General features: G+C 62.1%; 10 protein-coding genes and 1 tRNA gene. 6 read left to right on the top strand and 5 right to left on the bottom strand.

The window, feature by feature from the left end; translation table 11 throughout:
• Positions 1-63: 63 nt before the first annotated feature.
• Together MJ606_RS09885 and dosP are read right to left on the bottom strand one after the other, a co-directional pair.
• Positions 64-1,599: an aldehyde dehydrogenase family protein gene (locus tag MJ606_RS09885; RefSeq protein ID WP_243049355.1), complete on the bottom strand. Its 1,536-nt coding sequence runs from the start codon at positions 1,597-1,599 to the stop codon at positions 64-66.
• A 192-nt stretch (positions 1,600-1,791) separates the two neighbouring features.
• Positions 1,792-4,359 carry an oxygen-sensing cyclic-di-GMP phosphodiesterase DosP gene (dosP, locus tag MJ606_RS09880; protein ID WP_243049354.1) on the bottom strand — a complete coding sequence of 856 codons (2,568 nt, stop codon included), beginning with the start codon at positions 4,357-4,359 and terminating at the stop codon, positions 1,792-1,794.
• Positions 4,360-4,660: 301 nt separating this feature from the next.
• Between dosP and MJ606_RS09875 the strand changes: the two genes are divergently transcribed.
• The 3 genes from MJ606_RS09875 to MJ606_RS09865 all read left to right on the top strand — a co-directional run bounded on the left by MJ606_RS09875 (position 4,661) and on the right by MJ606_RS09865 (position 7,058).
• Positions 4,661-4,737: transfer RNA gene (locus MJ606_RS09875), tRNA-Arg, on the top strand.
• A gap of 472 nt (positions 4,738-5,209) precedes the next feature.
• Positions 5,210-6,658 (top strand): DcaP family trimeric outer membrane transporter, encoded by a 1,449-nt coding sequence (locus tag MJ606_RS09870; RefSeq protein WP_243049353.1) that lies wholly within the window; start codon positions 5,210-5,212, stop codon positions 6,656-6,658.
• A gap of 205 nt (positions 6,659-6,863) precedes the next feature.
• The gene (locus tag MJ606_RS09865; RefSeq protein WP_243049352.1) at positions 6,864-7,058 is read left to right on the top strand and encodes a hypothetical protein; all 195 of its coding nucleotides are present in this window, start codon (positions 6,864-6,866) and stop codon (positions 7,056-7,058) included.
• Between the two features lie 91 nt (positions 7,059-7,149).
• Here the strand turns inward: MJ606_RS09865 and MJ606_RS09860 are convergent, their stop codons facing one another.
• Positions 7,150-7,728 (bottom strand): isoprenylcysteine carboxylmethyltransferase family protein, encoded by a 579-nt coding sequence (locus tag MJ606_RS09860; RefSeq protein ID WP_243049351.1) that lies wholly within the window; start codon positions 7,726-7,728, stop codon positions 7,150-7,152.
• Positions 7,729-8,037: 309 nt separating this feature from the next.
• Here MJ606_RS09860 and MJ606_RS09855 point away from each other — a divergent pair, with 309 nt between their 5' ends.
• The 3 genes from MJ606_RS09855 (at position 8,038) to MJ606_RS09845 (ending at position 11,315) form a co-directional block, all read left to right on the top strand.
• Entirely contained in the window at positions 8,038-8,334 is a 297-nt protein-coding gene (locus tag MJ606_RS09855; RefSeq protein WP_243049350.1) for a metalloregulator ArsR/SmtB family transcription factor, read from the top strand.
• A gap of 50 nt (positions 8,335-8,384) precedes the next feature.
• On the top strand, positions 8,385-9,443 hold the full coding sequence (locus MJ606_RS09850; RefSeq protein WP_243049349.1) for an alkene reductase: 1,059 nt from the start codon (positions 8,385-8,387) through the stop codon (positions 9,441-9,443).
• Positions 9,444-9,941: 498 nt separating this feature from the next.
• Positions 9,942-11,315 carry a zinc-ribbon domain-containing protein gene (locus MJ606_RS09845; RefSeq protein ID WP_243049348.1) on the top strand — a complete coding sequence of 458 codons (1,374 nt, stop codon included), beginning with the start codon at positions 9,942-9,944 and terminating at the stop codon, positions 11,313-11,315.
• 182 nt (positions 11,316-11,497) lie between these two features.
• Here the strand turns inward: MJ606_RS09845 and MJ606_RS09840 are convergent, their stop codons facing one another.
• Together MJ606_RS09840 and MJ606_RS09835 are read right to left on the bottom strand one after the other, a co-directional pair.
• Positions 11,498-12,244, bottom strand: coding sequence for a Gp138 family membrane-puncturing spike protein (locus MJ606_RS09840; RefSeq protein WP_243049347.1), 747 nt, complete (start codon positions 12,242-12,244; stop codon positions 11,498-11,500).
• Complete coding sequence (locus tag MJ606_RS09835; RefSeq protein WP_243049346.1) at positions 12,244-13,176, bottom strand: hypothetical protein; 933 nt, start codon at positions 13,174-13,176, stop codon at positions 12,244-12,246. Before MJ606_RS09835 ends, MJ606_RS09840 begins: the two co-directional genes overlap by 1 nt.
• Between the last annotated feature and the right edge of the window lie 5 nt (positions 13,177-13,181).

The raw sequence follows: 13,181 nt of genomic DNA, 5'->3' as shown, positions 1-13,181 counted from the left end.
CGTCCTGCGCAGCGTAGCGGTGTAGAAAGGCGGCCGGCATAGCCAATCCGGCCGCCGTCAGTCTTACAGATCGAACTTGATGCCCTGCGCCAGCGGCAACGAATTGGAGTAGTTGATGGTGTTGGTCTGGCGACGCATATAGACCTTCCACGCATCCGAGCCGGACTCGCGGCCGCCGCCGGTTTCCTTTTCGCCACCGAAGGCGCCGCCGATTTCCGCACCGGAGGTGCCGATGTTGACGTTGGCGATGCCGCAGTCCGAGCCGGCCGCCGACAGATACTGCTCGGCCGACTTCAGGTTCTGCGTGAAGATGGCCGAGGACAGGCCCTGCGGCACGCTGTTCTGCAGCTCGATGGCTTCGTCCAGCGTCTTGAACGGCATCACGTAGAGGATCGGCGCGAAGGTTTCCGTCTGCACCACCTCGTCGCTGTTCTTCACGCCGGTGACGATGGTCGGCAGCACGAAGTTGCCGGGGCGGTCGCTGAGCGCGGCGCCGCCGGTGAGCACGCTGCCGCCGGCGGCCTTGGCCTTCTCCACCGCAGCCAGATAGGCCTGCACGGCCTCCTTGCTGTTGAGCGGGCCCATCAGCGTGGTGGCGAGGGTCGGGTCGCCGATCTTGCCTTCCACCTGCTTGTAGGCAGTGACCAGCTTGTCGGTGACGTCCTTGATGATCGACTCGTGCACGAACAGGCGGCGCGTGGTGGTGCAGCGCTGGCCGGCGGTGCCGACGGCGCCGAACACGATGGCCGGGATGGCCAGCTTCAGGTCCGCGCTCTCGTCCAGGATGATGGCGTTGTTGCCGCCCAGCTCCAGCAGCGAACGGCCCATGCGCTTGGCCACGCGCTCGCCCACGTGGCGGCCCACCTTGGTCGAGCCGGTGAAGCTGATCAGTGGAATGCGGTGATCGTCCACGAAGGCCTGCGACAGCTCGACACCGGCGTCGTTGAACAGGAAGAAGATGTCCGGGAAGCCGCCTTCCTTCAGCGCCTCGTTGACGATCTTCATGGTGGCGATGGCCGACAGCGGGGTCTTCGGCGACGGCTTCCAGATGCAGATATCGCCGGCAATGGCAGCGAGGAACGCATTCCACGCCCACACCGCGACCGGGAAGTTGAACGCGCTGATGATGCCGACCAGGCCCAGCGGGTGGTACTGGTCGTACATGCGATGGCCCGGGCGCTCCGAGTGCATGGTATAGCCATACAGCATGCGGCTCTGGCCCACTGCGAAGTCGGCGATGTCGATCATCTCCTGCACTTCGCCGTCGCCCTCGGGCTTGATCTTGCCCATTTCCAGCGCGACCAGCGAGCCGAGCGCATCCTTGTGCTTGCGCAGCGCCTCGCCACACAGGCGCACGGCTTCGCCGCGACGCGGGGCCGGCGTGGTGCGCCACACCTTGAACGCTTCCTGCGCACGCTTGACGATGACGTCGTAGTCCGCCGCACTGGAGGCATGCACCGAAGCGATCACTTCGCCGGTAGCCGGATTGACCGGCTGCAGGGTACCGGCGTCGATGGTCTTGGACCATTCGCCTTGGCCGAGGTACGTACCCGACTGCGTGCTGCCGAGACCGAGTGCGGTGAGGATTTCATGGGACATGCTTGGCTCCAAGACCGGGGCGCGGGGGAGGGCGCCGGGATGTAAACGGTCATTCTAGCAGTCCCCTGGAACCGGATCGCGCCGGCGGGCGCTACACTGCGGATTTCAGCCGTTTGCCCCGGTGTTGGCCATGTCGCGGGCGATGCCCCACGTGCCCCTTTCCCATGCGCCGCCAGGTTGCCCGCATGGCGGTCAGGCGATCGGACCCGGGGCGAGCGACTTGTTGCGGTGATCAATCCAGGCAGGGATATCCCGTGGAGCCAGCGGGCGGGAAAAAAAGTAGCCCTGCACGACCGGGCAATGGTGCTTCTTGAGCAAGTCCCATTGCGCCTCGGTTTCCACGCCTTCGGCAACGACCGTCAAGCCCAGGCTCTTGCCGATATCGATGACCGCCATCACCAAGGACTGCAGGCGGCTTTCTTGCAGGCATTGAGCGATGAAGCTGCGATCGATCTTGATCTCGGTGACCGGCAGGTTGGCGAGATTGGACAGGTTGGAAAAGCCCGTGCCGAAATCGTCCATCGATAGGCCGACGCCCAGCGCGCGGATCTTGTGCACGATTTCCAGCATGTCCCTGGTTAGCGTCATCGCTGCGCTTTCAGTGATCTCGATGGTCAGGCTGGTCCCAGGCATGTCATGGTCGCGCAGCAGGCCCGCGATGTACGTCGGCAGGTCGCGGTTGCGAAAGCTCAATGGCGACAGGTTCACCGACACCAGCGGTACCGGCACGCCGGCATCGCGCCAGGCGGCCCTTTGTCGGCAAACCTCGTGCAGCGCCCATAGGCCGATAGGCTCGATTTCGCCGATCTCTTCCGCCAATCCGATAAGTTTTTCGGGCGATATTTCGCCGAATTCGGCGTCGTGCCAACGCACCAGCGCCTCGACGCCGTAGAGTTCGCCCGTATCCGAGCGTACTTGCGGCTGGTAACACATATACAGCTCGCGATGGGCAATGGCGCGCTTGAGTGCGGCACCGATCAACAGCCGGTCATGGGCCATCAGGTTCATTTCGGAATCGAAGAACCGATAGCCGCCGCCACCGGATTTCTTGGCCTGGTACATGGCCTGCTTGGCCTTGGCCAGCAAAATGTCCCGGCCATCATCGTCCCCAGGGTAGTGGCTGATACCCACGCTGGCCGACAGGCTCAACTGATGGCCGTCGATTTCAATTGGCGCGCTGATGGTATTTTGCAGGCGCTCAGCCATCAGCGATGCCCCGTTGACGTCGCCGCCAGGCGCCACGATGACGAACAGATCGCCTTCGGCCCGGCAAAGGATTTGACCGGGCACCAGATGTTTCTGGATCCGATTGGCTATCGCCACCAGCGCGCGATCGCCGGCCGCGTGGCCTAGCGTGTCATTGATGTCCTTGAAGCGATCCACGTCGATGCAGAAGAAGAAAATTCCTTGCGCGGCGCTGGACGTCAGCCGTTCGTCGATGAGGTGGTGCAACTGGTTCCGGTTCGGCAAGCCCGTCAGCGTGTCGAACTGCACCAATTGGGTCAATCGCTGCCGGTTCTCCTCACGCTCTATCGCCAGCGCGCACAAATGCACGCTGGCGTGGGCAATGCGTTCCAGGTAGACATCGGGCGTGCCGCCTTCGCGGAAGTAAAACGCAAACGTGGCGGCGACACTGCCATTGCGTCGCTTGACCGGATACGACCAGCACGCATGCAGGCCAAGGGGCAGGACGAAATGCTTATAGGATGCCCACAGCGGGTCGGTGTCGATGTCGTAGACCATCACCGGCTCACCACGGTGGGCCGCGGTGCCACAACTCGCTACGCCCTCTCCGATGCGCATGCCATCCAGCGCCGTGGTGTAGACGGACGAAAAATGGGGCGCGGCCCAGTGATGGATCCGGCCATCGGCGACGCGGGTGAGCGTCGCCACGACACCGGGCGTGATCAACTCGATGCGCCGGCACAGGTATTCCCCCAGCTCCATGAAGGACAGGTTGCTGGTCAGCGCCGCCAGCATGTCCCGTTCCAGATCCCGGATCCGTCGGTCCTCGGTGATGTCGGACAAGGCCACCACCAGGTTTCTGACCCGATGGCCATTCGCGTCGTCAAAAACGGGGTTGACCGAAACCTGCAGCCACACGTCCCGGCCATGCTTGTCCACGGCCAGGATCTCCTCGTGAAACGGGGTGGCGCCCCATGCACTGCTGCGCAGGCGAGCCAGCGCGGTCTCGTCCGCCCTCGGGCTGGCGAGGAACTGGCTGGGGACCTTGCCGATCGCCTCGCTTTTCGTATAGCCGAATAGCTTGGTGAATGCGCGATTGGTCTGGACGATGCGTCGTTCTTCGTCGAGCACGAACACCACTTTGTCGGTGTGGTCGACAGCCATCAGCAGCAATCGGTTCTGCTCGCGCGTGGCCACTTCGGCCGACACATCACGTGCGAACGCCATGTAGTGGATACGCCCGCCGAGGTCGACCTTCGACAGGGAGAGCGAGGCCCATAGCTGTCGGCCATCCCTGTGCTCCATCAGCACTTCGCGGGTTGAGCCATCGAGCCGGTTTTCGCCACCGGCCCGGTTCTTGCGCACGTAATCGTCATGCGTCACGTGCAGGTCTGGCGGCAGCAGCAGTTGCATGTCTTGGCCAAGCACTTCGTCGCGCCGGTAGCCCCACAGGTGCTCGGCGGCCTGATTGAAAAACAGGATCCTGTTGGCTTCGTCGACAAGGACAACCGATATGCTGGACTGCTCCAGCGCGGGCCGGAGAATAGCGTCAAGATCGGCGTGCAAGTCGCTCATTTTCACTGGCCCCAGTCTTGCAACACGATATCCATCGGGTGGGTGATGGCGAGGCGTTCATGGCGACCGGGAAGCTGCAGACAACCCGGCTGACCACGGCTCGTCCTTCGAGGTTGACTGTAGCCGCTTCCGGGGGAACCAGAAAGACAAGCGCGGCGATATTTACGTGCTCATGTCACTGGGCCCCCAGCCGATGGCCCGGTGGTGTCCTGCGCGCAGGCCGGCGATGCGTCGTGGGTCGAGCGGCAGGTTGGGCCTTTCGGTTTCGCTTTGGCCAGGTCCCCGCTATCCTTATGCGGCTGGCCCCGTAGCTCAGCTGGATAGAGCGGTCGCCTCCTAAGCGGCAGGTCGCGCGTTCGAATCGCGCCGGGGTCACCAATTTCCAGCCCAGCAAACGCTGGGCTTTTTTATCCGCATGCCTGTTCCTGGCCGGTACCGCCGGTTGACGTGCAGGGGACGACTCCGTCGACGGGCATGGCGCGCAACATCGGGACAGGCCTGCATTCGTACGCTTGTCGCGCTCTCGTGTTGGCGTTATCGATCTCATCGCCGCCATCGATTTTGATGCCTTGACGTGCCCCGCGGGTTCACGGCACTTCTACAAATTCTCGGCTCTAATCGATGCAGGGAAAGCCGTGGTATCTCAGTGTCTTGCCGTTAGCGGGCAATGGCCGTTTTCATGCAGCGAATCCCGCTCGTAGCGGGTTATAGCCGTGCCAGATGGCCGACGTTCCACGCTGATGGGACAAGGCAACTGGCGCGCAGCATGACAGGTGGGGCCGGCGGTTGCTGTTCAAACAGGAGTGACCCGATGCGGCTACGACAAGGACTGGTAGGTCGGAAGCATGCCTTGAGCGCCGTTATCCTTGGTTGCACCCTGCTGGCGCCGACACAGGCGTTGTTGGCGCAGTCGACCGATTCAACGGATGACCTGAAAGCGCAGATCCTGCAGATGCGCCAACAGATGCAGGCGCAGCAGCAGGTGATGCAGAAGATGCAACAGCGCCTCGACGAGCTGGAAGCCAAGGCGTCGTCGCAGGAGAAGACGGCCTCATCGACACCTGCGGCGGTCGCCGCGCCGCAGACGCCCGCCGCGTCACTGGCGTCGGCGACGGCACCGCAGCCTGCGGTGCCTGCGCCGTATCGCCCGCCATCGGCGCCGGCGGGCGTGGCCGAGCCGTTGCCCGAAGGCTATGTGTCATTGGGCAATACCGGCAACCTTCTCAAGCTGGACCTGGTGGCCCAGCTCGACACCATGCTCGACAACACCTACATGGGGTCGCAGGATTTGTTCGTGCCTTCATCCATTCCCGTGCGCGGACAGCCGTTCTACGGCAGCGGCTGGCGGACCAACCTCAGCGCCAGGCAGAGTATTTTCCGCATGGATTTCCGGCGCGATACCGATTACGGCACCTTGAAGGTGGTCTACAAGAACAACTTCTTCGGCAGCGGCACCGGTGACATGCCGTACAACCTGCAGTACTTCTACGGCGAGCTGGACAACGAGCATTACACCTTGCTCGCCGGCTACAACATCTCTGCGTTTACCGACATCGACGTATTCCCCAATACGCTCGACTACGAAGGGCCTAACTCGTTTACCTTCAAGTACGGCCCGCAGCTGCGTTTCTCGCCGGTGCTCTACAAGTCCGAAGCAGGCACGCTGACCTTGCCGTTATCGATGGAGAAGCCCAATGCGGATATCACCTCGACCAACGGTTTTTCGCCATATTCGCGCCTGGCCGATTTCACCTTGGGGCTACGCTGGGAGGCGCCCGACTGGCATGTCCAGTGGGCCAACCTGTTGCGCGATCTCGGCATGCAGGATTCGACCGACGGAAAGACCGTGCGCACCAGCGCCTATGCAACGCAATTGACCGGCAGCACCAAGGTGTTCGAGCGTGACAGCGCACAGGGGTGGGTAAGCAGTGGCAGAGGGTATGCCAATTTCCTGCAGGACATTTCCGGCCTGGGGTTGGATGCCGCCTTCACCAATAGCGGCCAGTTACGGGCGATCAGGGCGCGCGGCTGGGGTGTCGGCTATACGCATGGCTGGACCGATTCGCTGAGTTCCAGCGCATCCTATGGCTACCTGCGCATCAGTCCGGGTTCCGCTTTGCAGCTCGATCAGGATCTGCCCAAGAGCACCAAGTTCGCATCGGTCAATCTCGCCTGGCAGTTCAGCCAGCGAGCCATGCTGGGCATCGAGTACCTGTGGGGCCAGAACATCGCGCTGACGGATTTGCGCGGGCAGGGGCAGCGCGTGCAGACCACCTTGCGCTACGACCTCAACCCTTGAGGCGATGCGTCGTGCTTGGCCAGGCGGCCGAGCTGTCTCAAGCGGTATGGACGTCCGTCATGCCTTGCGCGGATTCCTGGCGTCGCCGGATAGCGAGCCAGACTCATAAATTTCGTGTTGGCCGAAAAGGGCGATTCCTTTAACTGGTCGCCAACAATCGTCACGATAGGCTGAACTCCCCGCCACGAACAAACGAGGAGTGCATATGGATTCGACGACCCTTGATGCGCTGTTTGCCAACGCGGCGCAAGGACATGACGACAGGCGTGTCTCTCATGAGCCCAGGGACGGTTATGTGTTGAACCCATGGTCGGGTCTATATCAGGAGACCGAGGCAACCTATCGGAGCCGGCTCGATACCACTCCAGCCCTCAATCCCATGCTGGCCATTCCGGCGTAAGGGAAGACAAAAGCCCCGCCCTGTGCGGGGCTTTTTTATGGCGGGTTCGACGCATCGCTTCATCGCCCGGATACCGACGCGGCAGCGGGTTTCAAAGCACGCCGGGGATCAAGGCCTTCACCCGGCGCATGTAATTCACGTACGTCTCGCCGAAGCTTTCACGCATCCAGCGCTCTTCCAGCCGCAGCTTGAACCAGAATGACACCGCGATGATGGCCACGGCGACCAGCCCATGCCACTCGCCGACAGCCACCGCCGTGCCGAGAAAGGCCAGCAGCAGTCCTGTATAGATCGGATGACGCACCAGGCCATACGGCCCTCGCTCGACCAGCTCATGGTCCTGCTTTACCTGGACCTCCGAGCTCCAGTTACTGCCGATCACGTGGCGCGCCCAGCAGGCGAAACCGATGCCGACGATCACCATCAGCATGCCAAGCACGGCGATGGCCTGCGAATGCGGATACATCCGCGCCGTCATCATCCAGCCTTCGGCTTCCTCACTGGGAAATAGCAGCCAGATAGCCACCGCCAGGGGCAACCAGTACTTGAACAGGCGCGGTAGCAACGGCTCGCTGCGACTGGCGCCCTTGACCCTCCGCCAGCCCCACAGCCAATAGAGCACGAACAGGACCCAGAGCGCCTTGATGATCATGGTAATCGGCAGTTCCATGGGCAGTCCGCATCAGCGCCGGCCGGCGGCGAGGGCGCAAGCATCCGGCTAGATGCCCTTGGGAGCAAGTGATTGCCATTGCCGGGTTTCCAACGACAACGCCAGGGAGGCTGCCGTCCATCTGTCGCCAATGCCGTCCGGCGATGCGGTCCGCCATAGAGGGCACCTGGCCGGCTTGACCGCGTGACGGTCCCTGGCCGAAATCGCCTGAGCTTCGGATCAATCCATGCGTGCATATCGTATTTTTACGATATATAATTCGAACCCTGACGATATGCGCTATCGCCCCCGAGCGCTTGGCTGACCTCCATGGACATCGACGCAATCCACAAGGCACTGGCAAACCCGATCCGACGGGAAATCCTGCAATGGCTCAAGGAGCCTGAGCGCTATTTCCCGGAGCAGGCGCATCCGATTGCGAATGGCGTCTGCGCGGGTCAGCTCCATGGTCGCTGCGGGCTGTCGCAGTCGACCGTGTCGGCGCATCTGGCGACGTTGCAGCGCGCGGAACTCGTGACGACCCGCAACATCGGGCAATGGGTGTATTTCAAGCGTAACGAAGACGTGATCCAGGCCTTCCTGGCACACATCAACACCGGCCTCTGAGGCGCTGTTCGCGAGACCGGGTATTTCCCCGCATTCACTGGAAACGACACATGGCAAATCTTTTCGACCCTATCCAGATCGGCGACCTGACGTTGAAGAACCGCGTGTTCATGGCGCCGCTCACGCGCTCGCGCGCCGGCGAGGAACGCGTGCCCAACGCGTTGATGGCGAGCTACTACCGCGAACGCGCGTCGGCCGGACTGATCCTGTCCGAAGCGACCTCGGTCACGCCGCAGGGTGTGGGCTATGCTGACACGCCAGGCATCTGGTCCGACGAACAAGTCGAAGGCTGGAAGCTGGTGACGCAGGCGGTGCATGAAGCCGGTGGCCGGATCTTCCTGCAGCTGTGGCACGTGGGCCGCATCTCGGACCCGATGTTCCTCAACGGTGAATTGCCCGTGGCGCCCAGCGCGATCGCGGCGCAGGGCCATGTAAGCCTGGTTCGCCCGGAGCGCCCCTACGTGACCCCGCGCGCGCTCGACACCAGCGAAATCGGCGGCATCGTCGCGGCCTACAAGAAGGGCGCCGAAAACGCGAAGGCCGCCGGCTTTGACGGCGTGGAGATTCATGGTGCGAACGGCTACCTGCTGGACCAGTTCCTCCAGGACAGCACCAACAAGCGCACCGACATCTATGGTGGCCCGATCGAGAACCGCGCGCGCCTGATGCTCGAAGTGACCGATGCGTGCATCGAGGTATGGGGCGCCGACCGCGTGGGCATGCACCTGGCACCGCGCCGCGATGCCCATTCGATGGGCGATTCGGACCCGCTCGCCACGTTCGGCTATGTCGCCAGGGAACTCGGCAAGCGCAAGATCGCCTTCATCTGCGCACGCGAAGCCATCGGCGAGGACAGTCTCGGACCGCAACTCAAGAAGCTCTTCGGCGGCCCGTACGTCGCCAATGAATCGTTGACCAAGGAGACGGCCCAGCAACTGCTCGACCGCGGCGATGCCGATGCCGTCGCCTTCGGCAAGCTGTTCATCTCGAACCCCGACCTGCCGCTGCGCCTCGAACGCGATGCGCCGCTCAACCCGTGGGTGCCGCAGACCTTCTACGCGAAGGGCGCCGAAGGCTATACGGACTATCCGTCGCTCGAAGCTGCCTGAGGCTTCGTTGCGATATCGCGGAAAAAGGCGCCGGGGTAACTGGCGCCTTTTTCTTGGGCGGATGGTTGCGCGTGGGTACGTGTACTCCAGAACCACCGCACCTGGCGGGATGACGGAAATGAAAAAGCCGCCTGTCGGCGGCCTTCATTTACATCGGGATCTACGGTAACTGCGGACCAAATCCTGTTTTGCGGACCAGACTTGGAACTTCAAAAACCTCGTAAATCCTTGGTAGGTGATAGGTCGCGAAAAGTCTTATCTGATGAGGTTTGTAGAGGGCTTTCGAGGATGTACCCCCAGATATACCCCCGGCGCGCTGGCGCTTGCCACGCGACTTAGCTAATAAGTGCCAGTTATTGGCCAACTGACATCGTCCCGAACGGCCGCTACACGCCCTCACTGGAGTGCCCGAATGGTGGATGGAACGCCGGCTGTCAGTGATGAAGACTATGCCGGATGATTTGTAACGACCGTTCTACCAACAGGGGGTGAGGGAAAATGGCTCTGATCAAGTGTCCTGATTGCGGGACTGACGTTAGCGATGCGGCTCCGGCTTGCCCGAAGTGTGGTCGGCCGATCGCGGTCACTCCGAGTTCGTTCAAGGTTGCTGCGGATCGGGAGGAGAAGAAGCGGTCGAGTTCGGTGAGCATCACCCTATCGTCGTTCGCGGTCTTGGTTATTGGCCTGGTGCTTGGGGTGTGCTTCGTTCCCGCACTTCAGATCGGCCAACACGTTGAGGCGCGCTGCCAAGTGAATGGCCTAGGTCACGGGCAATGCCAGTTCACCAACACGGGATGGACGCCGGGGTCGCAGTGCGTGGTGGTCAAGCTGGTCAATCAGACGGGCGGCTCGGCCAACAGCGGACCGCTTTGTTCTGGTCGGGTATGGCCAAACGACACGGCTCAGCGAGATGTATCGATCGCGGTGGGCAAGACCTGTGAAGCGCCGGGTTCCTCATGGAGCGATGTTTGCTCCATGGACATCGTGAACGTTGGGGAATCGGATGGATCGGCCCAAGCTGATTCTCGGCCTCCGTACGAGGAGCCGACAGCTGGTGCGCAGAGTAAGGCGGCAACCGACTCGGGACTGACGGGGGCGCATCAGGGTCCTGCGGCCCCGCAGGTCGCTGTCGCAGACCCATTCGATGCCAATGCGGTGCTGCGGCAACTTCCTCCGGGCGTGAACGGCGATGGGAAGCCCGTCAGGCCAGAGTTGGTCTACACCTCAGCGCCGTACGCAGTGGGCTCGTCCAGTTCCCGCTTTGTCTTGGTCAGTTACGCGCTTTCGGGCGATTGTCACGCGTGTGGTGTTTCTTTGAGTTCTGCCGTGCTTACCAAGCAGCAAGGCAATTGGGTGATGACCTCCTGGAGTGACGCCATCACCACGTTTGGCGCTTATGGAAAGCTCGGAGGCACTGCCGAGCTCTTTCCTTTGGGCAGTCACCCAGCGGTATTCCTATCGGCAACGGACATCGGTCAAGGTGTCGTGGATAGCTATGGGTCCCTTATCGCAGATGTGAACGGTAGCGTCGCGGTCGTATGGAACGGGCCGACTAGCACCGATGCCACGGGGAGCGGCTATTGCGAAAAGGACAAATGCTCCAACTGGAAGGGGGAGCTGCATGCAATCGAGGCGAGCCACGAAGGCTGGCCAAACCTCGAGTTTAGATCTGCTGGAGTCAACGCAAAGGACGACGGGTCCATGGAGAGCATGGACAGAACCCAGCTCCTGCAGTTTGACGGTGCCAAGTACGGTGTGGCGTCTACTGTTCCTGCGCCTGTAAACCCCGGACCCACGTCTGACAGAGAAGGGGCCGCCAGCGGGCAGCCATCAACCTCCGGCTGTACGAGCGTAGCTGATTGCTCCAAATAGCTCAGGTGCGGCGGTTCCCGCGCGCGCGTGCGCGATGCGGAAAGTCATGCGGCCTCCCTTTATACGGAAGCTCGCGCGCACGCGCGTACGCGCGATGTGAGTAATCATGGCGCCTTCCATCCTTCCCCAGGTCTTCGCGCGCGTGCGCGATGTCGGGGATCATCGTCGGCATGCCTGGCCAGTCACCCTGTCGGCTTCTGCGAGGTGACGGTGGACGAGCCGGTCTGAACACCAGAGACGGGATGTTCATGCTGCGAAACTGTGTGGCCACCGTTGAACGTGCCTTCGCCTTGGAACGTGGCCGAGCTGTCGCCTATCACCGCACCGGAAATCGCAATGCCGCTGCTGTTGATCGTGATGGAGTGGCCGCCGAAGCTAAGCACGAGGCCTAAGGCGTTCATGACCAGGCGCGCGGCGTCCGCGTCGGTACCGATCTGGGCTTTGATAGCCATCGGCGAGTTCAGCGTCACGCCGTCGGCGGGATCGAATTGCAGGTACTGCGTGGGTGCGCCATTGAGCGTGGCACCGACGTAGAAGCCATCGGCAAGGCTGAAGCGGCGATTGGACCCGGGCGGCGAGAGCTTGGCCGTGGCCACGACCGCAGACACATCGCGGTCCGCAGAGCACATCAGGCCGACGTCACCCACTGCAGGATCAAGAATCACCGCACTCTGACCACCCTGCCAGCGCAGATAGGGCAACCCATATAGCACCGGCAGCGATACGACGTTGCCAGCGCTATCGGTCTGCTGCACCAGCGGCTGCACGTCGACGCGTCCTACCGGACCCAGGCCGCCACCATGCACGGCCATGACCTGGACTGGCATGCAGGTGCGGATCTTCGCCATGGCGGCGCGGAAAGCGAACGACCACTGGCCGGCCTCATTTCCTGACGCAGCCAGGTTGGAAAAGACGTTGTTGTCCGACATCACACCCTCCCCACGATCTGCCGATCGCTGACAGTGGCATGGGTAAACCACGGGCCATCGGGAAGCTCGCAGGACAGGTCATGCTCCACAATGTTCAGCCAGAAGGTACCGGGCAGGCCTGGAACGGAGGGGACGTGTGGCGCGGTGTTGATGGTGATCTGTCGACCGAGCTGGACCTGGGGATTGAACTCCATTGTGATGTCGATGGCGCGCCTCCTGTACTCCGGAAACCCGACCAACCCCATGCCGGGGCCTGTCGTTATAACCAAGTCATCGATGGCTTGCTCTTTAGGCCATACCGTTAGCTTGCCGCCCTGTAGCGTGTAGCAGATGCCGGCGGCTATGCAGATGTCCTCGATCTGGTCTGCGGGCGAGCCTCCGACCGCATGGTTAGCCAGCACTGCATCGGTGCCCGGGCCGAGGAAGTCCAGCGGTGGAACGCAGGCGGCGCTGATGCCACGAAGCATGGCTGCTACGTCAGAAGCGCCAGGCGCGCTGGTTCCGGGAATGGCCTGAATTTGTTCGTTCATCGAAGACCAGCATTCCAGCTCGAGCGAGACGTCCGGCATGGCGTTGTAGTTGATCCGGGCGTCGAAGATCCCGCCGTCGAAAACAGTGGACGGCGCCAGAGATCCATCATCGGAAGCAAATATCTTGATGTTGTTCCAGCCAATCTTGGCCTGGTCAAAACCCACGGTGGACAGCTTCGCCATGTCCGCGGGCTTCATACCCCAGATCTGGATAAGGGCGCGCCCGGCATATGCGACGTCGCCACCAATGCAGGACTGTGCCGTCACGCGGCTGCGCAAGCCTAAAAGAGAGAGTTTCGTGGCGCCGTTGTCGAAGGTCAGTGGGATGTCCTCTCCTGGCTTGAAATCGGGACCCTTATTGAGTTGGATCTCAAAGGTGAGGTTTCGCTTGGTGAAGCTCATGAGGT

The sequence above is a fragment of the Dyella sp. RRB7 genome (assembly GCF_022761115.1).
Classification (GTDB): Bacteria; Pseudomonadota; Gammaproteobacteria; order Xanthomonadales; family Rhodanobacteraceae; genus Dyella.
The sequence above is the reverse complement of the archived record's forward strand: the minus strand, read 5'-3'. Positions and strand labels throughout refer to the sequence as shown.

Excerpts from the sequence above, each read along its gene's own strand:
- MJ606_RS09885 (WP_243049355.1), bottom strand. The coding sequence starts at position 1,599 with ATGTCCCATGAAATCCTCACCGCACTCGGTCTCGGCAGCACGCAGTCG.
- dosP (WP_243049354.1), bottom strand. The coding sequence starts at position 4,359 with ATGAGCGACTTGCACGCCGATCTTGACGCTATTCTCCGGCCCGCGCTG.
- MJ606_RS09865 (WP_243049352.1), top strand. The coding sequence starts at position 6,864 with ATGGATTCGACGACCCTTGATGCGCTGTTTGCCAACGCGGCGCAAGGA.
- MJ606_RS09860 (WP_243049351.1), bottom strand. The coding sequence starts at position 7,728 with ATGGAACTGCCGATTACCATGATCATCAAGGCGCTCTGGGTCCTGTTC.
- MJ606_RS09855 (WP_243049350.1), top strand. The coding sequence starts at position 8,038 with ATGGACATCGACGCAATCCACAAGGCACTGGCAAACCCGATCCGACGG.
- MJ606_RS09850 (WP_243049349.1), top strand. The coding sequence starts at position 8,385 with ATGGCAAATCTTTTCGACCCTATCCAGATCGGCGACCTGACGTTGAAG.
- MJ606_RS09845 (WP_243049348.1), top strand. The coding sequence starts at position 9,942 with ATGGCTCTGATCAAGTGTCCTGATTGCGGGACTGACGTTAGCGATGCG.
- MJ606_RS09840 (WP_243049347.1), bottom strand. The coding sequence starts at position 12,244 with ATGTCGGACAACAACGTCTTTTCCAACCTGGCTGCGTCAGGAAATGAG.
- MJ606_RS09835 (WP_243049346.1), bottom strand. The coding sequence starts at position 13,176 with ATGAGCTTCACCAAGCGAAACCTCACCTTTGAGATCCAACTCAATAAG.